The 26,060-nt window shown below is 62.2% G+C and carries 20 protein-coding genes, 1 tRNA gene and 1 pseudogene; 12 read left to right on the forward strand and 10 right to left on the reverse strand.

Annotated elements, in window-relative coordinates; translation table 11 throughout:
- Positions 1-19 precede the first annotated feature (19 nt).
- Together purB and FGW20_RS04200 are read left to right on the forward strand one after the other, a co-directional pair.
- Complete coding sequence (gene purB / locus FGW20_RS04195; protein WP_301676841.1) at positions 20-1,360, forward strand: adenylosuccinate lyase; 1,341 nt, start codon at positions 20-22, stop codon at positions 1,358-1,360.
- A gap of 1,053 nt (positions 1,361-2,413) precedes the next feature.
- Complete coding sequence (locus FGW20_RS04200; RefSeq protein ID WP_301676842.1) at positions 2,414-3,571, forward strand: LpqB family beta-propeller domain-containing protein; 1,158 nt, start codon at positions 2,414-2,416, stop codon at positions 3,569-3,571.
- A gap of 349 nt (positions 3,572-3,920) precedes the next feature.
- Here the strand turns inward: FGW20_RS04200 and FGW20_RS04205 are convergent, their stop codons facing one another.
- Together FGW20_RS04205 and FGW20_RS04210 are read right to left on the reverse strand one after the other, a co-directional pair.
- Positions 3,921-5,006, reverse strand: a complete 1,086-nt coding sequence (locus FGW20_RS04205) for an FmdE family protein (RefSeq protein WP_011843619.1) — start codon at positions 5,004-5,006, stop codon at positions 3,921-3,923.
- Between the two features lie 60 nt (positions 5,007-5,066).
- Complete coding sequence (locus FGW20_RS04210; RefSeq protein ID WP_301676843.1) at positions 5,067-5,213, reverse strand: hypothetical protein; 147 nt, start codon at positions 5,211-5,213, stop codon at positions 5,067-5,069.
- Positions 5,214-5,596: 383 nt separating this feature from the next.
- Here FGW20_RS04210 and FGW20_RS04215 point away from each other — a divergent pair, with 383 nt between their 5' ends.
- The 10 genes from FGW20_RS04215 to FGW20_RS04260 all read left to right on the forward strand — a co-directional run bounded on the left by FGW20_RS04215 (position 5,597) and on the right by FGW20_RS04260 (position 17,707).
- A complete protein-coding gene (locus FGW20_RS04215) occupies positions 5,597-6,604 on the forward strand; it encodes an asparagine synthase C-terminal domain-containing protein (protein ID WP_301676844.1) in 1,008 nt (335 codons plus the stop codon).
- On the forward strand, positions 6,594-6,863 hold the full coding sequence (gene gatC, locus FGW20_RS04220; RefSeq protein WP_301676845.1) for an Asp-tRNA(Asn)/Glu-tRNA(Gln) amidotransferase subunit GatC: 270 nt from the start codon (positions 6,594-6,596) through the stop codon (positions 6,861-6,863). The genes FGW20_RS04215 and gatC overlap by 11 nt, the downstream gene beginning before the upstream one ends.
- Positions 6,864-8,165 carry an Asp-tRNA(Asn)/Glu-tRNA(Gln) amidotransferase subunit GatA gene (gatA, locus tag FGW20_RS04225; protein ID WP_301676846.1) on the forward strand — a complete coding sequence of 434 codons (1,302 nt, stop codon included), beginning with the start codon at positions 6,864-6,866 and terminating at the stop codon, positions 8,163-8,165.
- Positions 8,162-9,577, forward strand: coding sequence for an Asp-tRNA(Asn)/Glu-tRNA(Gln) amidotransferase subunit GatB (gene gatB / locus FGW20_RS04230; protein ID WP_301676847.1), 1,416 nt, complete (start codon positions 8,162-8,164; stop codon positions 9,575-9,577). The genes gatA and gatB overlap by 4 nt, the downstream gene beginning before the upstream one ends.
- Positions 9,578-9,583: 6 nt before the next feature.
- Positions 9,584-12,379 (forward strand): DNA topoisomerase I, encoded by a 2,796-nt coding sequence (locus FGW20_RS04235; RefSeq protein WP_301676848.1) that lies wholly within the window; start codon positions 9,584-9,586, stop codon positions 12,377-12,379.
- Between the two features lie 4 nt (positions 12,380-12,383).
- Entirely contained in the window at positions 12,384-13,076 is a 693-nt protein-coding gene (locus FGW20_RS04240) for a phosphoglycerol geranylgeranyltransferase (protein WP_301676849.1), read from the forward strand.
- 3 nt (positions 13,077-13,079) lie between these two features.
- Positions 13,080-13,778 (forward strand): RNA methyltransferase, encoded by a 699-nt coding sequence (locus FGW20_RS04245; RefSeq protein ID WP_301676850.1) that lies wholly within the window; start codon positions 13,080-13,082, stop codon positions 13,776-13,778.
- A gap of 22 nt (positions 13,779-13,800) precedes the next feature.
- On the forward strand, positions 13,801-14,364 hold the full coding sequence (gene dcd / locus FGW20_RS04250; RefSeq protein ID WP_301676851.1) for a dCTP deaminase: 564 nt from the start codon (positions 13,801-13,803) through the stop codon (positions 14,362-14,364).
- Between the two features lie 111 nt (positions 14,365-14,475).
- Complete coding sequence (locus FGW20_RS04255) at positions 14,476-16,311, forward strand: threonine--tRNA ligase (protein ID WP_301676852.1); 1,836 nt, start codon at positions 14,476-14,478, stop codon at positions 16,309-16,311.
- 940 nt (positions 16,312-17,251) lie between these two features.
- Positions 17,252-17,707, forward strand: coding sequence for a ferritin-like domain-containing protein (locus FGW20_RS04260; protein WP_301676949.1), 456 nt, complete (start codon positions 17,252-17,254; stop codon positions 17,705-17,707).
- Between the two features lie 82 nt (positions 17,708-17,789).
- Here the strand turns inward: FGW20_RS04260 and FGW20_RS04265 are convergent.
- The 8 genes and pseudogenes from FGW20_RS04265 to xerA all read right to left on the reverse strand — a co-directional run bounded on the left by FGW20_RS04265 (position 17,790) and on the right by xerA (position 25,475).
- Positions 17,790-18,635 (reverse strand): annotated as a pseudogene (locus FGW20_RS04265) (cation:proton antiporter).
- A 133-nt stretch (positions 18,636-18,768) separates the two neighbouring features.
- Entirely contained in the window at positions 18,769-20,061 is a 1,293-nt protein-coding gene (gene eno, locus FGW20_RS04270; protein ID WP_301676853.1) for a phosphopyruvate hydratase, read from the reverse strand.
- A 229-nt stretch (positions 20,062-20,290) separates the two neighbouring features.
- Positions 20,291-20,686, reverse strand: a complete 396-nt coding sequence (locus FGW20_RS04275) for a DUF3795 domain-containing protein (protein ID WP_301676854.1) — start codon at positions 20,684-20,686, stop codon at positions 20,291-20,293.
- Between the two features lie 121 nt (positions 20,687-20,807).
- Positions 20,808-20,880, reverse strand: a tRNA-Gln gene (locus FGW20_RS04280).
- Between the two features lie 114 nt (positions 20,881-20,994).
- Positions 20,995-22,344 (reverse strand): mannose-1-phosphate guanylyltransferase/mannose-6-phosphate isomerase, encoded by a 1,350-nt coding sequence (locus FGW20_RS04285; protein WP_301676855.1) that lies wholly within the window; start codon positions 22,342-22,344, stop codon positions 20,995-20,997.
- Positions 22,345-22,556: 212 nt separating this feature from the next.
- A complete protein-coding gene (locus FGW20_RS04290) occupies positions 22,557-23,000 on the reverse strand; it encodes a tetratricopeptide repeat protein (RefSeq protein ID WP_301676856.1) in 444 nt (147 codons plus the stop codon).
- A gap of 111 nt (positions 23,001-23,111) precedes the next feature.
- A complete protein-coding gene (locus FGW20_RS04295) occupies positions 23,112-24,047 on the reverse strand; it encodes an SDR family oxidoreductase (RefSeq protein WP_301676857.1) in 936 nt (311 codons plus the stop codon).
- 507 nt (positions 24,048-24,554) lie between these two features.
- Positions 24,555-25,475: a site-specific tyrosine recombinase/integron integrase gene (gene xerA / locus FGW20_RS04300; protein WP_301676858.1), complete on the reverse strand. Its 921-nt coding sequence runs from the start codon at positions 25,473-25,475 to the stop codon at positions 24,555-24,557.
- Positions 25,476-26,060 lie beyond the last annotated feature (585 nt).

Genomic DNA, 26,060 nt, shown 5'->3' on the forward strand with positions numbered 1-26,060 from the left:
ATGCCAACACTTCTCCATTATGGCAATCCATCCCATCGACTACCGGTACGGCACTTCGGAGATGCGTGCCGTCTGGAGTGAGGAGAACCGCTTCCGGGCTATCGTCACGGCCGAAGTGGCGCTGGCACGAGCGGAGGCGGCGCACGGGATGATCCCCCGCGAGGATGCGGAGACGATCGCGATCTCTGCGCATGACGCGCGCCTCGAGCGGGCGAAGGAGATCGAGGCCGAGATCAACCACGATATGATGGCGATCGTCAAGGCCGTCACCGAGGTCTGCGGCGACGCCGGGCGGTGGATTCACTACGGCGCGACCTCGAACGACATCCTGGATACGGCAACCGCCCTGCAGGTCCGCGAGAGCCTTGCGCTCATCGAGGAGAAACTCGGTAAACTCCTCTGTGTGCTTCTTGCCCGGAGCGCCGAGACGAAGACCCTCGTCTGCGCCGGCCGCACCCACGGGCAGATCGGCGTCCCGACGACCTACGGCCTCCGGTTCGCGATCTGGGCGAGCGAGGTCTCCCGGCACATCGAGCGGCTCCGCCAGATGCGACCCCGGGTCGTTGTCGGGCAGCTCACCGGTGCCGTAGGCACCCAGGCGGCCCTCGGGGATGCCGGTATCGAGATCCAGGAGACGATGATGGAGTTCCTCGGGATCGGCGCCGTGGACGTCTCGAACCAGATCATCGCACGGGACCGCTACGCGGAGTACTTCATGCTCCTCGCTAACATCGCGACGACGCTCGACAAGATCGGGCTTGAACTCCGGCTGATGCAGCGCTCCGAGATTGGGGAACTCGCGGAAGCGTTCGGGAAGAAGCAGGTGGGCTCGAGCACGATGCCCCACAAGAGAAACCCGATCAAGAGCGAGCAGGTCTGCGGCCTTGCCCGGATCGTGCGCTCCGCGGTCGAACCGGCACTGCAGAACAACGTCCTCTGGGACGAGCGCGACCTGACGAACTCCTCCCCCGAACGGGTGCTCTTCCCCGAGGCGTCGGTGCTCGCCGACCATATCCTCAACGTGATGATCGGCGTGATGGATGGCCTCGAGTTCAACAAGGCAAACATCCGGAAGAACCTGATGCTGCTCCGGGGCGTGAACCTCGCCGAGTCGGTGATGATCGACCTCACGAAGCGGGGCATGAGCCGGCAGGAGGCCCACGAAGCGATGCGGACGGCGAGCATGCAGGCCCTCGCCGAAGACCGCGATCTCGCCGAGGTGCTCGGCGAGCGGCCCGAGGTCACGGCGTTCGTCACCCGCGAGGAACTCAACGCACTCCTCGACCCGGACGCCTACATCGGGACGGCCGTCCGGCAGGTGGAGCGGCTGATCGAGAAACTCACGCCGCTCTGCCGGTGAAGGGATCCCGGGGCGGGGTGCGCCGCCGCATCCCGTCCGATCACCGGCAACGACGGCCATCATCGCGATAAAAAAAACGTCCCTTCACCACATCTTTTTACCAACGCGGCACAGGGTGGCGTTATCTCACCGGTGTGAACGATGGCCGCTTCTGCACGAGGACAGTGGTTGGGCGAAACGGAAGGAGTCGCTCAGAACTCTTCCGCGATGCCGTAACCGTAGGACCGTAGTACCTCGCTCCCCGGCATGCCGGACGGTCCCCCGGGAACCAACCGATACAAGAAAAACCAGATCTCTTGAACCTCTTCCGCGCCTGCTCCCGACGAACGCAACTCCCGGGCACGACGGTTCACCGGACGCGCACCTGACGATGCTCAAAGGACGCTCCCTGAGGAGCATCCTGATCCTGAGGATTCACGCCTCCCCGGGGCGACCCTTGAAGATACACTCAGCGAGATATGGTCGAGCGTGGTGGCGCTGATCCTCTACCCCGTCGTCGTCTTTGCCGTCGCAGACACGCGGTTCATGCGGACGGATATCCGATGATAGACGGGCGCGCACTTTCGCTCCCGGGAGGGGCTGCATCAGAGGCAGGCCGATTATTCCACCGGGTTTCGATATTTGGGGGAGGTATGCAGGATTCTTACCGGGGTACGCACTCATACCCGCGATCCGGGGACTGAGGTACATTTCCACTGGATATCGGCCGTACTGCCGGGAGATGGAACAACGAGGGCATGTCAGGAGAAGGAGACGGCCCGGGTACAGCCACGACAGTTCGATGTTTGTCACAGAAAAGGTATATGGGGGAACGTTGACGCCTTGAACGGTGACACCGCGTACGGTATCCCGCGGGGGCCGGGAACCCCGATTGCCGTCGTATCCCGGCCCCAAAAGCGTGCCCGGAGGGCAATAGGGCTGCTGGGTGCCAGAGGATAGCCGTTGCGGTTCCGTGTTCCTCCAGGCACTGTTACGGAATTTCGAGTGACATAGTATTGCAATGGGAAAGAAATGTGCCGAAATATATCCATGAGACGCACAGGAGAGGCCTGTATGAACCGAAAAGCGATATGTATCGTCCTGCTGCTGATCGCGTCCGCTCTCCCGGCAGCGGCTGCACCCGCCGTCCAGCTAACAAACGATTCGGCATTCAATTCGTATCCTTTCTGGTCGCCGGACGGTGCCAGGATCGCCTTCGTCTCATCCGACGGAGTCCATGCCGGTATCCGGGTGATGGAGCGCGACGGCCAAAACCCGGTACCGGTGACGGACGACCGTTCGTGGAATCTTTTCACCGAGTTCGATCCCTGGTCGCCGGACGGGAAGAAACTCCTCTTCCTCTCCGACGACGGAGGAGGGCTCGACCTCTGGACGATGAACCCGGATGGGACCGGGAAGGTGCGCCTGACCGAAAGCGGCTGCATCGTCCCCATTCCGGGGCTCTCCGGCTACGGGGCGGACTGGAGCGCCGATGGGAGGGGGATCGTTTATACCTCCTGCCTCTTCGATGATGCGGCCATCCAGGAAGGGTCGCCTGCGGTGAACCTCTCGGCCATCCGCACGGAAGCGGACATCTGGATCATGGACGCGGACGGGGGTAACAAGAAGCAGCTGACGACCGATGGAGATGCGCGTTTGCCCCTGTGGCAGCCGCAGGGGGACAGGATCGCATACCTCGCAGACAGAACCGGGAACCGGGAGATCTGGACCATGCAGAGCGACGGAACGGGCAAGACACAGGTGACGTTCAGCGAGGGGAGCGTATCCGGGTATTCCTGGTCCCCGGACGGCACCAGGATCGCCTACGTCGTCGCGTCACCGCCGGGGACATTGCCGGAGTTCTCTCTCTGGGTTATCGATAGCGACGGATCGGGTTCGGAGCAATTGACAACCGGAAACCGGGACACATCACCAGTCTGGTCGCCGGACGGTACCAGGATCGCCTTCCGGTCGGAGTCGCGGGACCGGGCGCTCTGGGTGATGAAGAGCGATGGTTCCGGCCTCGCACCCCTCGGTCCTGATAATCCGGCATACATGATGCACCAGTGGTCTCCCGACGGCAGAACGATCGTCGTGAGCGATGGAAACGACCTGTATGCGATCCCGCTCGAAGATCCGGCGGCACCCGCATCGCCGGGATTTGAGGTAGTTTCTGCAGCGGGTGCACTGCTTCTCACGGCATGTCTGCTCAGACTGCGAAAGCAGGAATGAGTGAAGAGCGGAGACATGCCGCATGAAGGCGATTACCGGTGGCATTATGGACCGCAAAACGTTAACAGGTTGCGCCATCGCCGCCTTCACATATCACTCTCCTTCTCCCGTGCTCCCCACCGTGCGGTTACCACGCGGACGGCAGCGGCGATATAACCCATCCAGCCAGACCAGTATGGTAAGCCAAGAAGCGCTCAGCAACCACCCAATGGAGATAATCCTTCATCCGTGAGCACCGCAAGGTGTGAGCGGGTATCCCCCTCCCGGTAGTGATGTTTTGGGACAAACTCATTGCATCACTACGGGAACCATGAGTCCAAAGACCCGGATCAAAGGAACACTTCTCGGATTACGCACTGGTCGCGCACAGCATCCCCACCACCTCATAGGGATTGTTGGCCGGATTCTTCAGGTCGGCAAGCATCTGTTCGTTCACCTCGAACTCCTCCATCACCGTGACGTAGTCCCCGGGGTTCCCGATGTTCTGGACCATCTCGACGGTCCGTGTGGGCTTCTCTCCCCACGAAGGCCCGGTCCAGGGCGTCGAATCGAACTGGAACCCAAGGGCAAGCGCACGGCCGGTCTTCTGTTGACCATCCCAGCGGATGAAGATTCCCGCCGGGCGGGTGCCGTACGCCTCCGTCAGTGCCTGTTCGTCTTCCCCGGAGAGCGGGAAGATGTAGTGGCCGCCTTTTCCGGGGGTAAGGTCCCAGAGGATCGGAAATATGTCGTCCTTGCACCACATGGGACAGGAGATGACCACATAGGAAGTATCGTTGGTGATCGGCATCTCCTGCTCGACGTACGTTGCGAGCAGATATCCGCTGGATACACCGGGACAGAAGTGATTGTGGAGCATGACGCACGACATGAGGTCGTACGGTGCCCCGTGCGCCCATGCGTTGGCGATCGGAACCAGCGAGGACGCGTCACCCAGGTCCTTCATGGTCGCATTCCCTACCTCGGTGTCGGCGAGCATCTTATTCAGGTCGCCGGTGACGACAACGACCTTCGAGAATGTCTTAAGGAGGGGCGTCGCCTTCAGTTCGGCCGGACTTTTGGTGTAACTGGCTTCGTCGGGCACCAGGTAGACGGCCTCTCCGGACTTCTTGTTATAAAAGTAGAACCAGAGCGGTTTCCAGTCGGCCCGGTTCACCTGCCAGAGCGTGTTGTCCCCGTTCTGCAGGCCGCTTACCTTTGTGATCCCCGATACCGCCCGCTCGGTCGTCTGGCCGTCCACGACGGCACGACCGGCGTTGGTCAAAACAAGGACATTCGGATCACCTTTACTGAATTTCAACTGGTCCATCGCGGTCAATGCCGCACGCTGTCCCAGTTCGTCCATACGATCCGCGTCCGGCAATGCCGCCATTGCCGGGAAGCAGAGCAGGCATACCAGCAGGATGCCGGATAACAGCTTAATAACATTCTTCATAGTATCGTCGCGCAGGAATCCCGGATTTCAACCGGGAGGGATGCGCGGCCTCCATTGTAATCAGTTCAAGGTCTGCGGGCGGCGCAGAATGCACCGGTCTCTTCCCGTAGCGATACCACAACGTGACCCTGACGTCACGTCCAGCATAAGCATCACGCCGATAACCAGCGAGACAGTGTTCTCATCGTTCCCTCTCTCATGCAACATTCACCATTGCCTCTTCAGCCGGGCAAGTCTCTCCGCGGCTGACTATGAGGGAATAATACTAACAATAATAAAAATATGATCATATGTAATTATACCCGCAACAAATAGCACACAACATATATCGCCACCCCCAATAGATACCATGCAAACACGTAGCGAGGCGGCAAGGCCACGCGCCCGAGGTGACGCTTCGCCGGGTTCGGGCAGCCGTCTCAGCCCGGGGAGGGCAGATTCAGGCTGAAACCCTCCAACCCGCCCGCATTTCGTGCCGGCCGGTGTACGCACATTTATAGTCCAACAGTGCAAACACTGACACGGATCCGTTTTTTGAGGCGATCGCGCACCGCGTGAACCTCACGGCGACAACTGCCGGATTACGGAATATGCCGACCATGAACCTGACGGGCTGGATCGAACGTGACGGGGTGCGGCTTTCCCCTGCCGACGCGGAGCGGATGCTCGAAGACGAACCAGAGGCCCTCGCCCGGTGCGGCGGCGAGTTCCTGCTCACCTACGGTGACTGCACCGCCCGCGACGCTCTCGGCATCATGCCCGGCCCGGTTCCGCCGGGAACCGTATGCTGCGACGGGCGGGAGGTTGCCCGGATAACCCCCGATCCGGCGCCCTGCACCCTCGAAGAGGCGATCGTCACCGCGGTCAGTCTCCGGAGCGATGAAGGCGCGGTGGCGTTCTCCGGCGGCGTGGACTCTGCTCTCGTCGCCCACCTCGCCCGCCTCCCCTGCGTGGTCGTGGGGCTCCGCGGGTCGCACGACGTCAGGCGGGCCGCCGCAGCCGCCCGGATGATGGAACTCGACCTCGATATCGTCACGCCGACCGAGGAAGAGGTCGCGGAGGCCCTCGCCCGGGTCGTCCGGGTCATCCCCGACCCGACGAACCCCCTCGAGGCCTCGATCGCAACGACCCTCTCCTTCGTCGCCGCATGGGCGGAAGAGCACGGACACACCCGGATCCTCGCCGGGCAGGGAGCGGACGAACTCTTCGGCGGCTACGCCCGCTACCTCACCTCCCCCGACCTCGCGGCGGAGCTCGAACGGGACTTCGCCGACCTCGGACGCCAGAGAACGCGGGACCAGGCGGTTGCGGCGCTCCACGGGGCATACTTCTCGATGCCCTACCTCGACGTCAGGGTGGTGCGCGCCGCTCGAGCAATCCCGGCCGAGGAGAAGGTGCGCGGCGGGGTGAGAAAACACCCCCTGCGCAAGATCGCAGAACTGCACATTCCCGCTGAAATCGCCCGGTCCGAGAAGAAAGCGATGCAATACGGGAGCGGAATCTGGAGAACGATGCGACGGCTCGCACGTGACAATGGTTATAAAAAGTCGGTACAAGGGTACTTAACGGATATCAGTAGGGCGGAACATGATTACTGAGAGCGATATTGAACATATAGCAGAACTTGCGGATATCGGCATTTCAAAAGACGAGGTGCCGGAGTTCACCACCCAGTTCAATGCAATCCTGGACTACTTCGAGGTTCTCGACACCGTCGAGGGAGAAAGCGCCCCAGACGCCGGGATCGTGAACGTCTTCCGGGACGACGAGCCCCGGCCGTGCCTCTCGCAGGAAAAAACCCTCGAAAACGCAGGGTCGACCGAGAACGGGTTCATCAAGGCGCCGAGGGTGATGTGAGTGGCGGGAACCCTCGAATTCTCGCCGGACGACCGGTACAACGCCTTCATCACCACCTGCCGCCAGGCGCCGTTCTCTGACGGGGCGCTCGCCGGCACCGCCGTCGCGGTCAAGGACAATATATCCACGAAGGGCATCCAGACCACCTGCGCATCGAAGATCCTCGAAGGCTACGTCCCGCCGTATGACGCTTACGTCGTGGAACTCCTCCGGCAGGCTGGAGCCGCGATCGTCGGCAAGACCAACATGGACGAGTTCGGGATGGGCACCACCACCGAGACGAGCGCGTTCGGCCCCACCCAAAACCCAGCGGACCCGTCAAGGGTGCCCGGCGGGTCGTCCGGCGGGAGCGCCGCCGCCGTCGCCGCGGGCCTCGTCCCGATGGCACTCGGCACCGATACCGGCGGCTCGATCCGGTGCCCCGCGGCGTTCTGCGGGATCGTAGGGCTCAAACCCACCTACGGCCGGGTCTCCCGCTACGGCCTCATTGCCTACGCGAACTCCCTCGAACAGATCGGGCCGATGGCGCAGACGGTGGAGGACGTCTCGAAACTGATGTCGGTGATCGCACGGTACGACCCCCGCGACTCGACGATGATCGACCGTCCGTACGACCACCGGCCGTCGGCCGAGATCAAAGGGCTCCGGGTCGGGATACCGGAGGAGTACTTCGGCGAAGGCGTCGACCCCCGTGTCGCGGAGAGCGTCCGCGACGCCGTCGGGATCCTCGAAGGGCTCGGCGCCGAGACCGTCCCGGTGAGCATCCCCGGCATGCGGCACGCGCTCGCGGCCTACTATGTCATCTGCACGAGCGAAGCCTCCTCGAACCTCGCGAGGTTTGACGGCGTCCGCTACGGCCCGGCGGTCGATACCAGGAAGTCCTGGCACGAGGCCTATCAGGACCTGCGGCAGGAGTTGTTCGGCGCGGAGGTCCGGCGCCGGATCATGCTCGGAACCTTCGCGCTCTCCGCAGGCTACGCCGGGAAATATTATGCGAAGGCGCAGATAGCCCGCCGCAACATCAGAGAGGACTTCGAGCGGGCATTTTGCGACGCGGACGTCATCGCCGGCCCGACGATGCCGACGACGGCCTTCCGCCTCGGCGAGAGGTCCGATCCGATCTCGATGTACCTCTCCGACATCCTCACGGCACCCGCGAACCTCGCCGGGATCCCGGCGATATCCGTCCCGTGCAGTACGGTGGACGGCCTCCCCGTGGGCCTCCAGATCATGGGGAGACAGTTTGAGGACGAGCGCGTCGTCGATGCTGCGTTTGCCTACGAGCAGGAGGTGAGGGCATGAAGACGATCGTCGGGCTCGAGATCCACGTCCAGCTCTCGACCGCGACAAAGCTCTTCTGCGGGTGCTCGACGGACTACCGCGACGACGAGCCGAACACCCACTGCTGTCCGGTCTGTCTCGCCCTGCCCGGAGCCCTCCCGCGCCTGAACAAAAGGGCGGTCGAATACGGCCTCCGCGTCGCAAAAGCCCTCGACATGAAGGTTCTCGAAGAGTCGGAGTTCGCCCGGAAGAACTACTTCTACCCCGACCTCCCGAAGGCCTACCAGATCACGCAGTACGACAAACCGCTCGCGGTCGAAGGGACGGTCGAGATCGAGGACGACGAAGGACATGAGAAGATCGTCCGGATCACCCGGGTGCACCTCGAAGAGGACCCGGGGAGGCTCGTCCACGTCGCGGGCGGCTCGAAGTACTCGCTCGTCGACTACAACCGATCGGGTATCCCGCTTCTTGAGATCGTCACCGAACCGGACATGCGCTCCCCGCAGGAGGCACGCCGGTTCCTGAACAAACTCAGGACGGTCCTCGAGTATCTCGGCGTCTTCGACGGCGAGCGGGAGGGGGGCCTCCGCGTGGACGCAAACATTTCCCTTGAAGGCTCCGAACGGGTCGAAGTCAAGAACATCTCCTCCTACAAGGGCGTCGAGAAGGCCCTCACCTTCGAGGTGACCCGGCAGAAGAACCTGCTCCGGCGCGGACAGAGGGTGACGAGAGAGACCCGCCACTTCATGGAAGGCCGCGGGATCACCACCTCCTCACGGAGCAAGGAGGAGGAGCACGACTACCGCTACTTCCCCGAGCCCGATCTCCGGCCGCTCCGCGTCGCGGACTGGGTCGCGGCGATCGACCTCCCCGAACTTCCCACCGCCCGTAAGAACCGGTTCATGACGCAGTACGGCATATCGCTCAACCACGCCCGGACACTGACCGGCGACCCAAAACTCGCCGACTTCTACGAGGCGGTCGCCCACGTCGATCCGGTTCTTGCCGCCACCTGGGTTGCCGACACGCTGCTTGGAGAACTCAACTATCGTGACATGGGCATCGCTGCCGTCCCGGTCGAACGCATCGCGGAACTCCTCGCGCTTCTGCGGTCGGAGACGATCACCGATACGGCCGGCGTCCAGGTTCTGCGGGAGATGCTCGACACCTGTGCCGCCGGCAAGCCCTGCGAGCCTCCCGCCATGATCGTGGAGCGCGAGGGGCTTGCCAGGGCCACGGGAGACGAGTTCACGCAGGTCGTCGAGAAGGTTATCGCCGCGAACCCCCACGCCGTGGAGGACTACCGGGCAGGCAAGAAGGGAGCCCTGAACTTCCTCGTGGGGCAGGTGATGAAAGAGACCCGCGGACGGGCGGACCCGAGGGAACTCGGGAAGATCGTATCCGAATATATTGACACAGGCGGGGTGTAATCCGCAGTGCACTTGATCATCGCAGAGAAGAACATCTCGGCAAATCGTATCGCGCAGATCCTCGCCGGCAACGAGAAAGTAAGAGCGAAAAAAGACGGAAAGGTATCCACCTACTCCTTCGACACGAAGACGGTGGTCGGCCTCAAAGGGCACGTGGTGGAGGTGGACTTCGAACCCGGCTACACGAACTGGCGAAGCGAGACCCACACGCCGCGAACCCTCATCGACGCAGGCATCGTCAAGAAGCCGACCGAGAAGAAGATCGTCAGCCTCATCCAGAAACTTTCGAAGAAGGCGGATCTCGTCACCATCGCGACCGATTACGATACGGAAGGAGAACTGATCGGGAAGGAAGCCTACGAACTCGTCCGTGCGGTGAACCCCGGCGTCAGGATCAACCGTGCCCGGTTCTCCGCGATAACCCCGGCGGAGATCCGCACCGCGTTTGAGAACCTGACCGACCTCGATTTCGACCTCGCGTCTGCCGGCGAGGCCCGCCAGACGGTCGACCTGATGTGGGGGGCAGCGCTGACCCGGTTCATCAGCCTCGCGGCACGCCGGGGCGGCACGAACATCCTCTCCGTCGGCCGGGTGCAGAGCCCGACGCTCGCCATGATCGTCGAGCGGGAGCGCGAGATCGAGAGTTTCGTCCCCCAGACCTACTGGATGCTCTCGCTTGCAACCGAGAAAGACGGCGTACCGATCGAGGCGCGGCACACCGCCGGGCGATTCACCGACCACGAAGCAGCCCTCGCCGCGGAGGCGGGGACAAAGGAACCGCTCGTCGTCGCGGACATCAAAGAGGGGCAGAAGAACGACCGGGCGCCGACACCGTTCGACACCACGACCTTCATCGTCGCGGCGAGCCGCCTGGGGCTCTCGGCGGCAAACGCGATGCGGCTTGCCGAAGACCTCTACATGAACGGGTACATATCCTACCCGAGGACCGACAACACGGTCTATCCTAAATCGCTGAACCTGAACGCGATCCTCAATACCCTCAAAGGGGGAGTCTTCGATAAGGACGTCGCCTGGGTGCAGCAGAACCGGCGGCCCGTCCCGACCCGGGGCAAGAAGGAGAGCACCGATCACCCGCCGATCCACCCGACGGGCTCCGCGACCCGCGAGGCTCTCGGACAGGACCGGTGGAAGGTCTACGAACTCGTCGTACGGCGGTTCCTCGCGACCCTCTCCCCCGATGCGAAGTGGGCGACCACCAGGTGCACCTTCGATGCGTCTGGAGAGCCTTACAAAGCCACGGGCGGCAGGCTCCTCTACGCCGGGTGGCGCCGGGTCTACCCCTACTCGGAGGCCAAGGAGAACATCCTCCCGGTGCTCGCCCCCGGCGAGAGGCTGCCGATCAAGAAGGTGAGCCTCGAGGAGAAGGAGACGCAGCCGCCAGCGCGCTACTCCCAGAGCCGGCTCATCCAGGTGATGGAGGAACACGGCCTCGGCACGAAGAGCACCCGACACGAGGTGATCGGCAAACTCGTCTCCCGCCGCTACGTGGAAGGCAACCCCCTCCGCCCGACACTCGTCGGCAGGGCGGTCATAGACGCGCTCGACAACCACGCCGAGACGATCACGGAGCCGGAGATGACCCGGACGCTCGAGGAACACATGGAGTTCATCAAGCAGAGTCGGCGCTCCCGCGACGACGTCGTCACCGAGTCCCGCGAGATGCTGCACCGGGTCTTCGACAAACTCGAGGCGCACAAGTCGGAGATCGGCACCGAGATCATGGAGCAGACCGCCGAGGAGCATACCGTCGGCCCCTGCCCCGCCTGCGGCCACGATCTCCGGATCCGGCACATCGGCGTCTCGCAATTCATCGGGTGCACTGGCTACCCCGAGTGCCGGTTCAACATCAGTCTGCCCGGCAGCACCTGGGGTAAGGCAATCCGGGTCGAAGCGACCTGCCCGGAGCACAACCTCTCCCACGTCCGCCTGATCAGGAAGGGCGCCCGCCCGTGGGACATAGGCTGCCCGCTCTGCAGCCACATCGCCTCGAACGTCGAGGCGCTCCGGATGATGCCCTCGATGACCGACGACCTCATGCAGCGTCTGCACGCGCACCATATCTACACGGTCTCCGAGATCGCGGGCATGCAGCCTGAAGATCTCGCAAACACCGTCGATGTCGACACAAAAGAGGCTGCGCAACTCGCGAGAGAGGCAGAGGATGCGCTCGAGGTTCTCCGCCGCCGTTCGGAACTCAGGAAGTTCGTCCGCAAGATTGTCCCCCCGAGAAGGGGCCGGAGCCACGCGAAGATCATCAAAAACCTCCTCGAACAGGGGATCGGCGATATCCACGCGCTTTCGGTGGCCGACATTGCGGCGCTCAAGAAGGCCGGCATCCCGGAGACCGCCGGAACCGAACTCCTGGAATCGGCCCGCGGGCTCTGCAACGAACGCGCCCTCCGGGAGGCCGGGGTTCCCGCGGTCAGCCTGAAGAAGTACCAGGCAGGCGGCGTCGCAAGTCCCGATGACCTCTGTTACCTCCCCATCCCCTACCTTGCAAGCAAAACCGGCATTAACCCAGAAACCGTACATAAACATGTGGATCTGGTCTGCAGGCACCGCGGGCGCCCCACCCCGCAAAAGATCACCAAACCGATGTTTGAGCGCGGGCGCAAAGAACTCCTGGAGATCCCAGGGCTCGGCGAGGCGACCGTGGACAGGCTCTACCTTGCAGGCATTTACGACGCCGCAACGCTTCGGGAAGCCAATCCCGAGGAGATATCCTCCATCACCGGCATCCCGAAGGCCAGACTCCGCGACTACATCGGCCACCTGAAGTGACACCATGCACGCGAACTGGAAGACCTGGGCACACGTAACGAAACTTGACCCCGATAAACGCCTCCCCGAGGGAGCCGTTGAGGAGATCGCGACGAGCGGGACCGACGCCCTGATGCTCTCGGGCACGCTGAACGTGACGCAGGAGAATCTCCATGAACTCCTGGATCTGGTCTCCTCCTACGGGCTGCCGCTGGTGGTGGAACCAGCGAGCCCCGACTGCGCCATCTTCGATGGGGGGATCGACTACCTCTTCGTGCCGAGCGTGATGAACACGAACGACGTCCGCTGGGTCGTCGGGAAGCACTACACCTGGCTCCACCAGGCGAGCAGCGTCGACTGGGAGATGGTGGTGCCCGAGGCCTACATCGTCCTCAACCCGAACTCGGCCGTCGGGCGGGTGACGGGAGCAGACTGCAGCCTCTCGACTGAGGACGTTGCCGCGTTCGCGCAGATCGCGGACCGTTACTTCCGGTTCCCGATCGTCTACATAGAATACAGCGGAACCTACGGGGATCCCGCAATCGTGCAGGCGGCGGCCGGGGCGGTCGAGCACGCCGTTCTCTACTACGGCGGCGGGATCCGTTCGGCCGAGCAGGCGGCGGAGATGGGCCGGTATGCCGACACGATCGTCGTGGGGAACGCGGTCTACGAGGAAGGGATCGACGTGCTCCGGGCGACGGTCCGGGCGGTACATTGAGGCATGCCCGAGATTTCAATCGTCCTGATCGAACCTCTCTATGAGGGGAACGTCGGGTTTACCTCCCGGGTGATGAAGAACTTCGGGTTCACCCAGCTGGTTCTCGTCAACCCCTGCGCACTCGGCGACGACGCGATCATGCGTGCCTCCCACGCCCGTGACGTCCTCGAGGGCGCCCGGCGGATGACGGTCGAAGAGGTCTATAACGAGTTCGACTTCGTGGTCGCGACGACCGGCGAGGTGAGCAAGTCGGTCTGCACCCCGATGCGGATGCCCTACTACGTGCCGGCGGAGGTCAGGGAGATTGTCGCCGACATCGACGGGACGGTCGCGATCCTCTTCGGGCGGGAGAACTGGGGGCTCGCGAACACCGAACTCAAACGGGCGAACCTCATCTGCACCATCCCAACCTCGGAGATCTACCCGATCCTCAACCTCTCCCACGCGGTGGGCATCCTCTGCTACGAGCTCGCGAACCTGCCGCGCGGGACTTACCCGCTCGCGGGGGCCGTCGAGATGGATTCGCTCTACCGGCATATCGACGCGTTCCTGAACCGGATCGATCACCCGGACTTCAAGCGGGAGAACACGATGACCCTGATCCGCCGGGTGCTCGGCCGGACGAAACTGACCATCCGCGAGGCAAGCACGCTTCATGGGCTGATGCGCCGGACGGAGTGGCATCTCGAAAACAAAGAATAGTTTGCGGGAGAGATGTACTGGAATGATTCTTGTCGACTGGCAGATAGAAGACCGCATCAGGCGCGGGCATATCAGGGTTGATCCCTTCGAACCCAGCCAGATCCAGCCCAACTCCCTGGATATAAGGCTCGGTTCGCACTTTGTCTGGTACGTTCCGGGGGAGACCGTGATCGACCCCTACGACAGCGAGACCGTCTGCAGAGAGACCGAAGAGACGGTGGCCGACTCGATCGTCCTCGCACCGGGCCGGTTCCTCCTCGCCGAGACACTCGAGGCGATCGAACTCCCCGACGACGTCGTTGCGAGCATCGAGGGGAAGAGCAGCATCGCGCGCCTCGGGGTCGAACTCCACCAGACGGGAGGCTGGATCGACGCGGGCTTTCGAGGGACGATCACGCTCGAGATGTGCAACGTGAACTCCCGGCCGGTCAAGGTCTACGCGGGGATGCCGATCGGGCAACTGGTCTTCTACAGAACAGATCGCGCCGCGCGCCCCTACAACATGAAGCAGGACGCGAAGTACATGGACCAGCGGCAGGCGACCCTCTCCCGCTACCACGAGAACGCGCGCCGCGCAGAGGAGTGATGCCGGGAATCCGGCGAGAACAGCGGCCCGGAACTCATGCTCCCCGGCCGCCGAGCGCCATGCACTATATAGCAGGAAAACAGATATTGAACGATTCAACTGGGGATACCAATGCGACTTCTTCTGATCCACTCTGATCACATCGAATACGAGGCCCGGAAGAAGACGAAGGTCGCCGAAGAGGATGCCGTCCCAAAGGACGCACTCGATGAGGCGCTTGCCGTCTTCTGCGCGGTTGAGTCTGTCGACGAGGAGAACATCGAGGATGCCGTCAGGCAGGCGGCCGACGAGATCGTTGCCACCGCCCGGCAGCTCGGCACCACCAATATCATGATCTACCCCTATGCCCACCTCTCCTCCAACCTTGCATCACCTGATGCAGCGGTGAACGTTCTTAAGGGCATTCAGGAAGCTCTCAGCGGTATGGACGGCTTCGTCGTGAAACGCGCGCCGTTCGGCTGGTACAAGGCGTTCTCGCTCTCCTGCAAGGGCCACCCGCTCTCCGAGCTCTCGCGGACGATCGTCCCGGGCGAAGGGGCGCCCGCGCCCAAAAAGGAGATCGAACACGAATTCTTCGTCATCACCCCCGAAGGGGACCGCAAAGATGCGGTCGATTACGCGAAGGAGGAGACGCCGTTCGCCGCCCTGATCCGGAAGGAACTCGGGCACCCGGGGCCGGATGGGGGCGAGCCGGTGCACGTAGACCTGATGCGCGCGAAGGAACTCGTGGAGTACGAACCGCGCTCGGACGTCGGGCACCACCGCTGGATGCCCCGGGGCAAGCTGATCCGGGACCTTCTTTCCGATTACGTCCTTACACAGGTGCTCGACTACGGCGGGATGCCGGTCGAGACCCCGGTGATGTACGACCTCGGCGATAAGGCGATCGCAGAGCACGCCGCCAAGTTCGGGGAGCGCCAGTACCGGTTCAAGAGCGGCAACCGCGACATGATGCTCCGGTTCGCGGCGTGTTTCGGGATGTTCTCGATCATGCACGACATGCATATCTCCCCGAACACCCTCCCGATGAAGCTCTATGAACTCTCGACCTACTCGTTCCGCCACGAGCAGAAGGGCGAGGTGATCGGGCTGAAGCGTCTGCGCGCATTCACGATGCCCGATATGCACACCCTCTGCCGGGACATGGACGGCGCGCTCACGGCGTTCGAGGAGCAACTCGCGATAGGCTGGAAGACCGGCGACGACCTCGAAACCCCGCTCGTCGGGATCTTCCGGTGCACCCGCGACTTTTTCGACCAGTACGAACTCTGGGTGAAGGGGATCGTCGCGAAGTCGGGCGTGCCGATGCTGATCGAGGTTCTCTCGGAGCGGACCCACTACTGGATAGCAAAGGTCGACCTCGCGGCGATCGACGCACAGGGAAGACCCATCGAGAACCCGACCGTCCAGATCGACGTCGAGAGCGCGGACCGGTTCGATATCAAGTACCGTGCCCCGGACGGGACGGAGATCCACCCCCCGATCCTCCACTGCTCGCCGACGGGCTCGATCGAGCGGGTGATCTGCGCGATGCTCGAGGGCACCGCGGCACAGGAGGTTCCCTCGTTCCCGACCTGGCTCGCCCCGACCCAGGTCAGGCTGGTGCCGGTGGCGGAGCGCCACGTCTGTTTCGCGGAAGAGATCGGCACCCGGCTGAACGCGGCCGGCATCCGGGCGGACGTCGACGACCGGGACGAGAGCGTGAACAAGAAGGTCCGCGAGGCCGGGATGGACTGGGTGCCGTACGTCGCGGTGATCGGCGACCAGGAAGCCGAGACCGGCCGGCTCATGGTCACCATCCGGAAACTCTCGGAGAAGAAAAAGCCCTACAAGGAGATGATGACCGAGAGCGAGCTCGTCCAGGCGGTGAAGATAGAGACCGCCGGAAAGCCCTTCCGCCCGCCCTACACACCGAAGCTTCTGTCGAGGAAGCCCCGGTTTATTTAATCACTCTTTTTTTTTGCGAGAAAATTTGAGGCGCGACGGCCCGAAGGGTGCGATGGTCCAAAGGACCGGAGCTTGAGAAAGCGCGAAGCGTTTTCGGGGTCGGAGCGCGAGCACCGCGGGTGACTTGCGACGGCTCATAAAAACAGGAGCGTGGTCACCGTCAGGTGTGGCTTGTAACGGTTCGTTAAAACCGGAGCTTAGTCACGTATGCCTTGCAACGGATGTGCCGTCCGTCGCGTCTTTCAGACTGTCACGCTCAGGAACGAAGTTTAAGCAGATGAAACGGATAGTAGCAGGCGAAGCGGTTGGGCGACACCTAGCACGGATCGCATGGGGGGTATCGCCCCTGGGGGTGGGGCTGACGGGGAGTGCGACGGTTCATAGAACCGGAGCTCGACCACCGTCAGGTGGGAAGGGGGGAGCATCCCCCCTCCCCTGTCTCCACATACGAAGGAATTCCTATAACCCCACCCCACCCAGCCTCCTCCTCCGCGCCTTCGGTGCTCAAACTCTTGCTGTTCCAGCAGTCGTTACCCGACCCAGGGGGCGGGGGCTATCGCCATTGGGGAGACAACTGGCCGTAGGGCAGTTGCTTGAGAAGAACGAAGTTCTTCGAGTTTCTCAAGCTCGCTACGCTCGCACTCCGCACCCTTCGGGTGCTCGAGCTCCGGGCGTTCCGCCCATCGCACTCCCCGTCAGCCCCTCCCCGCGTGGCGATGTCCACTGGAAATCCTCGTACGGTTTGTGATGTTTCTGAAAACAGTAAGGCGGGAAACCAATGTTTGACATCGTCAGTTTGGCCACTCCATCTTCCCATCCCCAAACCAGCCCCATCCTGCCACACCGCAGACACCCACCGGCCGGTCCAACACCACACCAAATCCGCCCCTGACAAGGTTTAAAAACCCCGGATGCTACTGTCCCACCGGTGCATGAAGTCATGGACACCGAAGAATACCGTTCTATCATATCGAATGCCATCGACCGCGAGATCGAGGCATACACCTTCTACCGCACCGTCAGGGAGAAGGTCACGGATGAGAACCTGAAAAACCTCTTCAACGAGCTCGCCGGGGAGGAGAGCCAACATCGGAAGACCCTCGAAGCCCTTCTCACGAAGGAACCTGCGAAACTCGCGTTCAACACAAAGCGGGACTACAAGGTTGCCGATACCCTGGAGACGCCACCGCTCTCGGCCGACTTAAAGCCGCTCGACGGCCTCGTCATCGCAATCAGAAAAGAACTCGATGCGATGCAGATGTATACCCAGCTCGCGAGCCTGAGCGTGGACCCTGAGCAGATCGAGCTCTTCGAGAGCCTCGCCGCGATGGAGCGCGGCCACAAGGCGCGCCTCGAGGACATCTACACCAACATGGCGTTCCCGGAAGCCTGGTGAATGCGGGGCTTCGCGGCTCCGCTATTCTTTTTTTTTTGCACGCGGAGGGAGAAAAAGAGAGGGGTGCAGGCTCTCCCCTGCATCAGTCGACAGCGCAGTAGGCCCCCTTGAAGAACCAGTTCCGGTAGACGATCGGGGTGATGAGCGTGGTCAACAGACTCGTCAGAACGATCACCACGAAGACGTTCTGGCCGATGAGTCCTGACTCGAGCCCGATCAGGGCAACGGTCATCGCCACCTCGCCCCGCGGCGCCACCCCGAACCTGACAATGAGGGAGTCCTCACGGCACATCCCCATCACCGGGGCGGGGAGACCGCACTCAATAACCTTGGTGGCGATGGCAACGAGGGTCAGGGCCACCAGGAAGAGAACCATGTCGGGGGTGAGCGCACGGATGTCCGCGAGGACCCCGGGGATACGAAGAAGATCGAGGCGAAGACGATCTGGAAGTACTCGGCACCCTCGTGGACGCCCTTACTCTGTCGGAGTTTGACTCCGGCGAAGGCGATCCCGGCGAGGAATGCGCCGATGATGCCAGATAAGCATGCTGGTCGCTGTCAGCGCAGTACCGATGAAGACCGCACTTGTAAAGTCGAACCCGAAGAGGACAGCGGTTGCGTAGCCACCTATCCAGGGTATGACCACGCCGAGGAGGCCTATAACACCGTAGCGTGGATCGACGATGTCCTTGATATTGAACTCGAAACCGATGACGAAGAGGAGGAGGATGGCCCCGAGATGCGCCAGGGTCGCGACGAAGTCCGTGTAAGTGATCAGGCCGAGCACGCTCGGTCCGACCAAAACCCCCACAAGAATCGCCCCGATCGTCGCCGACTGGTTGATGCGGGATGCCACAAGGTAGCCGGCGAGCGCGAGGAAGAGAAGGAGGCTCATTTGAATCTCAATTGCTAGGGCAGCGCTTTCCATTGTCACCCATGATCTGGGAGGGAGGCCTTGAGAAGTATGTGGAACACCGGAGAGTTGCAGCGCGATCCGGAACCGCCTCTCCGCTGCGCCGGAGATTCCACTGCCGATACGGGTCTAAGGCATCACCCCGCCACTATCGGACGAACCCGCTCCGGCCGGCATACCGGGCCGTATCCCCGGCCGCCTCCTCGATCCGGATGAGCTGGTTGTACTTCTCCACTCGCTCACCCCGTGCGGGTGCACCGGTCTTGAGGTGGCCGGTCTGCATGGCGACGGTGAAGTCGGCGATGAACGTGTCGACCGTCTCGCCGCTCCGGTGGGAGACCATCGCACCCCAGTGCTGCTGCTGCGCCAGGTGCACCGCGGCGATCGTCTCGGTCACCGTCCCGATCTGGTTGGGCTTGATCAGGACGGCGTTGGCAGCCCCTTTCCGGATACCCATATCGATCCGGTCGACGTTCGTGACGAAGAGATCGTCACCGACGAGTTCCACCCGATCGCCGATCGTTTTGGTCAGGAGCCGCCAGCCGTCCCAGTCATCCTCGGCAAGGCCGTCCTCGATGACGATGATCGGGTATGCCGCCACAAGGTCACGGTATCGGTCCACCATCTCGGCAGCGGTCAGGGTCAGCCCTTCTGTCCTGAGGCTGTAGACGTCGTCGCTGTAGAACGCGCTCGACGCCGGGTCGAGAGCAATCCCGATCTCCTTGCCGGGCGCATACCCGGCACGCTCGATCGCCTCCACGATCAGGTCAAGCGGCTCGATGTTCGTGGAGACCGCAGGGGCGAACCCGCCTTCGTCGCCGACGCCGGTCGTGTAACCCCGCGTTTTGAGGATATCTTTGAGCGCATGGTAGGTCTCGCTCCCCCACCGGACCGCTTCCGCGATGCTCGGAGCGCCGTAGGGAGCGATCATGTACTCCTGGAAGTCCGGGCCCTGCCAGTTGGCGTGAACGCCGCCGTTGAGGATGTTCATCATGGGGACGGGAAGGAGCGGCTTTAGCGGGTCTCCCAGGTACTCCCAGAGCCAGAGATCCTCTGCGGTGGCGGCCGCACGGGCGACGGCCATAGAGACCGCAAGCGTGGCGTTGGCGCCCAGGTTCCGCTTGTTCGGTGTTCCGTCGAGATCGATGAGCGACTCGTCCACCGCCGCCTGATCGCGGGCGTCCATGCCCTGCAGGGTAACGGCGATATCGCCATTGACCCGGGCGATGGGTCTCTGCACTCCTTTGCCGCCGTAACGGTCTTTCACGCCGTCCCGGAGCTCGACGGCTTCGTGTTTCCCGGTCGATGCCCCGGACGGGGTCGCGGCACGCCCGGACGCCCCGCCGGCGAGCGTGACATCCACTTCGACGGTCGGGTTCCCCCTTGAGTCCAGTATCTCGCGGGCATGGATTGATAGTATCCTCGTATCAACCTCGGTCATACTCGATGGCACCGTGGGGCGGGAGGGTATCGAGCGCAAAAAAGGTATCGACGGCGCCGGATCCGTCCGGACGGTGGCGGCAGCATGGGTCGATATCACATTGCCGTTTGCGATGAACCCGATTGCCCGTTCTCGTTCGTCGCCGGAGGTTATTGAGGCACAGGGGAGGTATGCGAAGTTCTGGCGAGATACAAACGGAGCCGGCGGCGGTGCGGGTGATGCTCCCCCCTCACCACGTCCGGTCACAGTGCAGGCAGCGATCCCTGTGCATGCTGAGGATATGTCCGCACTCCAGGCAAGTCCAGCGGACCTTCTCCTGTTCGACGAACTCCGCGACTCCCCGCTCCCGTATCTCGCACAGGTTGTCGAGCACGCTCGTCCGGTATTTTGTGTAGCGCTTGTCCAGGTGTTTCAGCCGCGTGCAGGGATATCCGGCGCATTCGTAGCAGTACTCCCCCGTACGGTCTTCGCACTGCCGGAGCTTGCACCGGACGCAATACGCGTTCAGGCTGCCGGCATCCTCCGTCCGGCAGCCCGGGCACCTGTTCTTCTCCCGCAGGTAGGCGATGCAGAGCCCGCAGTTTATGCCGCAGGGGGCGATCAGGAGAGGAGAGAGATGGGTCATTCTCGTATGCTTGCCGTACGCCAAAAAATCTCTTCCGGTTTCGCCGCCGAACAGGATGAGGGTTCCGCGAAATACTCACACGGAAGCAAGATACGACAATGTGAAGGCCGGGCGAATGTAGTACCCCCGGGCGGATTCGAACCGCCGTCGCCGGATCCAAAGTCCTGCATGATTGACCACTACACTACGGGGGTACAAGAAACCTAAACCACCGATACCCGCGGCATCGGCTCCTATATTCTATGTAGCGCGGGATTATATCGGTTTGGTCACAGGCAGATCGGGGGGGAGGGGACCCACCCGGACGCTCACGTCCGATCGAAGTCGTCCTCGAACCTGACGATGTCGTCCTCGCCGGTGTACTCCCCGATCTGGACCTCGATCAGTTCGAGCGGCAGGAGGCCGGGGTTCGCGAGCCGGTGGACCGTTCCCGCCGGGACGAAAGTGGACTCGCCGTTGCGCAGAAGAGAGGTCTCGTCCCCGATCGTTACCTCGGCGCACCCGGTGACGACCACCCAGTGCTCGGAGCGGTGATGGTGCATCTGCAGCGATAGCCGCCGTTTCGGGGGGACGGTTACCCGCTTGATCTTATACGCCTGTCCCTCCTCGAGGTTCGTGTAGGAGCCCCAGGGCCGGTGAACCTGCGTGTGGAAGAGAGCACGCGAATCCCCCTTCTCACGGAGGGCCTTTGCGATCTCGCCCACCCGCTGGGCCTCGTCCCGGGCGGCGACCAGGATCGCATCCTTCGTCTCGACGATGGCAAGGTCGTGAACCCCGACGGTGGCGACCAGGCGGTCGGCGATGATCAGGTTTTCGGAGGAGTCGATCCCGATATGCTCGCCCCTGACCGCGTTCCCGCTCCCGTTCTTTTGGAGAGCGGCGTAAAGTGCGTCGAAGTTCCCCACGTCGCTCCAATCACATTCAAGCGGCACGACCGCCGCCTTCCGGGTCTTCTCCATGATCCCGTAATCGATGGAGAGAGCGGGAGTTGCGTTGTACGCCTCCTCGAGGGGCTGCTCGAACGCCCGGGCCACCTCCGGTGCGCACGTCTCGCACTCGGAGAGGAAGAGACCCGCGTCGAAACAGAACATTCCGGAGTTCCAGAGGTAGCCGTCGGCGACATACCGGCCGGCGGTCTCGAGATCGGGCTTCTCGACGAAGGCGTCCACGAGTGAACCTTCCTCGAGAGGCTCGCCGGGCCGGATATAGCCGTATCCGGTGTGCGGCGATGTCGGCCGCACCCCGAAGGCCACCAGGCAGTCCTTGCTAAGCCGCTCCGCCCGGCGGAATGCATCCTGGAACGGACCGGCCGCGGTGATCAGGTGATCCGAGGGGAGAACCGCGACCGTGTCCGGCCCGTCCCGGGTGATCTCGCGGGCGCCGTAGTAGATCGCCGGCAGGGTGTTCTTGCCCACCGGCTCCACGAGGACACGGCAGTCGCACCCGATGGCGGCGAGCTGGTCTCTGACCAGGAACCGGTGATCGGTGTTCGTGACGATGGCGATTTCCTGCGGCGAGGAGAAGAGGAGCGCCCTCTTCACGGTCTTCTGGAAGAGAGACTCGTCGTCGACGAGTGGGATGAACTGTTTCGGGTAGTGTTCCCTTGAGAGCGGGAAGAGACGGGTGCCGCTCCCGCCTGCAAGTATGAGCGTCTTCATGGGATCGACTCCGTGCCGGAGGCACTCGATTGTACACTCTTTCGGCAGGAAGGATAAAAACGTAAGGTTCTCCGGGAGTTCTCGCGGTGCGGCGAGCCGAACCGGGGCACTCGTGCCACGAGTGCATGGCGGGGTACACTATACAGCAACCCGTATCGCACCCAACAGTGTATCGGCCCCGACCCCCCGGAAAAATGAGTGAACCTGCCCGGTCAGGCCCGGGTCATCGTCGAGTTCCCCGGGTAGAGAGCCCGGGCCTGCGGGTCGAGGTCTTCGGCCATCGCAAGAACATGCTCGGCCTCATGGTAGTTCCCAAGCCTGCCGAGCACCATGCCGTACGTCACCAGAGCAAAGATGCACGACCGGTCGATCGCGAGTGCCTGCCTGCACGCAAGCGCCGCTTCCTGGGGCCGGTCGAGCCGGGTGAGGATCACCGCCCGGTTGTTCCAGGCGTAGACATCATCGTTTTCGCAGAGTATTGCTGCACTGAATGCAGCGAGCGCTTCCTCGTAGCGCCCCTGCCGTTCAAACGCCACCCCCCTGTTGTTCAGGGCAGCCGGATCATACAGACCCTCCGTGGCGACGTCGCTGTACGCCCGTGACGAATCTCTGTCATCACCCTTGCGGGGCATCTCCGGTGTAACCAATTGGGGCATACGTCTGCACCTCGCCCCCCTTTACTGTGGAGTAACGATATATAGGTTCCTGCACCTCCCGCGCCCGGGAGTGTGGCGAACCCGGATCAGCAAATCAGGTCCCCCAGAAGGTTACCGGCCGCCGTCGCGGAACCACGCCACCGTTTCGCGGAGCCCCGCTTCAAGCGTGGAGTGGGGAGAGAACCCGAAGGCATCCTGAGCCCGGGTGATCTCAGCGAGGGAGTCGCGCACGTCCCCCGGCCGCGGCGGTTCGTATATCGGCTGGTGGTGTATGCTGGTGATCTCCGCGAGAATGGATGCAAGGTGATTCAAACTGATCCTGCTGCCCCCGGCTATGTTGAAGACGCCGGAAGCGCCGCCCTCCATTGACAGGATGTTCGCCCGAACCACGTCGGTGACAAAGATGAAGTCCCGGGTCTGCTCTCCGTCGCCGTAGATGATCGGCGGCTTATCCTCAAGCAGGCGGGTGATGAACTTCGGGATCACCGCCGCGTACTCGGAGTTCGGGTCCTGCCGGGGACCGAAGACGTTGAAGTAGCGCAGAAATACCGTCCGGATGCCGTAGAGGTCGGCGAACACCTTACCGTAGTACTCGCCCGCGAGTTTCGAGACCGCATAGGGGGAGAGCGGTCCCGCCGCCATCGTCTCGCGTTTGGGGAAGACCGGATCGTCGCCGTAGATCGCCGAGGTGGAAGCCGCAACAACCGTCGGGACGTTGCACTCCTTTGCGGCCCAGAGAACGTTCAGGGTTCCAGTCACGTTCACCGCGTTCGTCTCCAGCGGGTTTGCCACGGATCGGGGAACCGAAGCGACGGCCGCCTGGTGGAAGATACCATCCGCCCCGGCGCAGGCGTCGATGAGCAGGTCGAGATCGGTGACGCTCCCCTCGATGAATATCACCCGGGGGTGAACCAGGAGATGATCGATGTTCTCTCGCCGTCCGGCGGAGAGGTCGTCGACTATTACGACTTCGTGACCGTTGCGTGCCAGCCGCTCTGCGAGGTTGGATCCGATGAACCCCGCCCCGCCCGTGACGATGTAACGCATATGGATTGGTAGGCGTTCCAGTGATTTGAGCGTTGCCGGAGGGGAAGATCGGTTGGGAGAAAGATGCGCCTGCACAGGACAAGCAGTCAGCGCCTTGCAAGTGGGTTCAGATACTGCCCCCAACCCCCCGCCGCCACCGCTCTGATGCGGGAGGATTCAGATTTCTGTCGAATCACGCGAAGCCGCGAAGAACGCGAAGGGAAGTCGTCAATACCCCCGGCGAATCACCAGTCTATGGCAGATCTCGGTCGGCGGGCCGGGAGTCTTCCATGCTCCGGCCCGTGGAGGATGCCAAACCCACACAGGTGCTCTATGCTGAGGGTGAAAGGGATGCTGATTCCATGGGAGTCACAAAATCCAACTTCGCGCCTTCCGCCTTCGCGTGAGATCTTGTCACCATCCATTCCTGACGTCGGAGCATGAACCCGCTAGCCACTCTAAGACTCCCATGCCGGACCACACCCATATAGCACCATATAGTTTATTTGTATAGCCCGAGCGGCCCGATCACTCCTCCTTTTTTCCGTTCGAGAGCGGGAAATACTGCTGATAGACGCGTCTGCGCTCGTCGATGTCGGTGTGCAGGTAGATCTCGGTCGTCTTGATGGAGGAGTGCCCCAGGTTCTCCTGCACGACGCGGAGGTTCTTCGACCTCCGATAGAGTTCGCTCGCGTAAGAATGGCGAATTTTATGTGGCGTAATCCCGGAAGGAGCGCATTGCTTGAAGAGATGCTGGACGGTTCGCGGGGAGATGTGGTTGCCCTGCTGACCTATAAAGAGCGGCCCCTCGATCTTGTTGCCGATGAACCGGTTAATCTCTTCGAGCGTCTCTTCGTCGATGAAAACAGTCCTTATCTTGTCACCCTTGCCCTTCACCCGTATCGTCTGCTCCTCGAAATCGATGTCCTCAACATTTATAGCACAGAGTTCCGAAACACGGACACCAGTGGCGTAGATGAGGCGAACTATCAGCCGGTCGCGCTCGTTCTCGATGGTGTTGATCAGGCGGATGACCTGACTGTGTTTAAGGTATTTCAGTTCCTGATTCTTGATCCGGGGCCGCTCCACCCCGAGCATCGGGTCGGCGACAACGGCCCCCTGCACGTAGAGATACCTGTAAAACGAAGAGAGCGTCGAGATCATCCGGTGGAGAGTCTTGGGCTTATAATCCTGATTCTCCGCAAGATACGAGAAGAAATCAGTAACAAGAGCTGCAGAGACGTTGACGTCCGCATCCAGCGGAGCGCTCTCGAACGCAGTCTCATCGAACGAGACCTCACCGGAATCCGAATTCTGCCGCAGCCAGGCGTATCGGGCGAAACGCCGAATGGTCTGCAGGTATTTTTCGATGGTCCGGGGCGAATAATTCCGCATCCGGAGGTAACTGCTGAAGCGATCCAGCCATTCCGAGAAACAGGCGTTTTCCATTGTACAATAAATTAAATAACGGAGCATATCAATATTGCGGTAAATGCCTATTCCCCGCAACGGATCGTATCGCCACAAAAACAGGACCCCACACAGGGAGGTTCACCGACCCCATACACACCCACGCCGAGAGAGCCAATGCAAGAGGGCATCCCGATCCCCGGACAAACGCGACAGACGGGCAGATACACAACAGGAGGAACGACCCCACCGGAGGCATGCCCCCACGGGAGGCGGCCCAGAATCCCCGGCGTAGGCTCCAGAAAAGCCCAAAAACGCATCCCAGAGGTTGCAGACAGATCGGGCCGACCAGAACCCTAAAAAAAGTATGGTGATGCAGATAGTGTCGGAGTTAGGAGGTATGAAGGGGCCGCCATCCCAGGTGGACAGGGAAGCAAACCCTGTGGAATACGTCCTCATTCAAGTATATGAACCCCTTACCGCGCGGGGAGAAAGTGAACGACCAGGGAGCAGCACCGGCGCCACGCGACCCGCACCCCCCGCCCACATATAAATGACCCCCACAATCAAGCACAGGCGCCCGATCGACCACTCCAGCAACCTCCACTATAGACCCAGGCATGA

Origin of the sequence: Methanoculleus methanifontis, from assembly GCF_030464365.1 — an archaeon.
GTDB lineage: Archaea > Halobacteriota > Methanomicrobia > Methanomicrobiales > Methanoculleaceae > Methanoculleus > Methanoculleus methanifontis.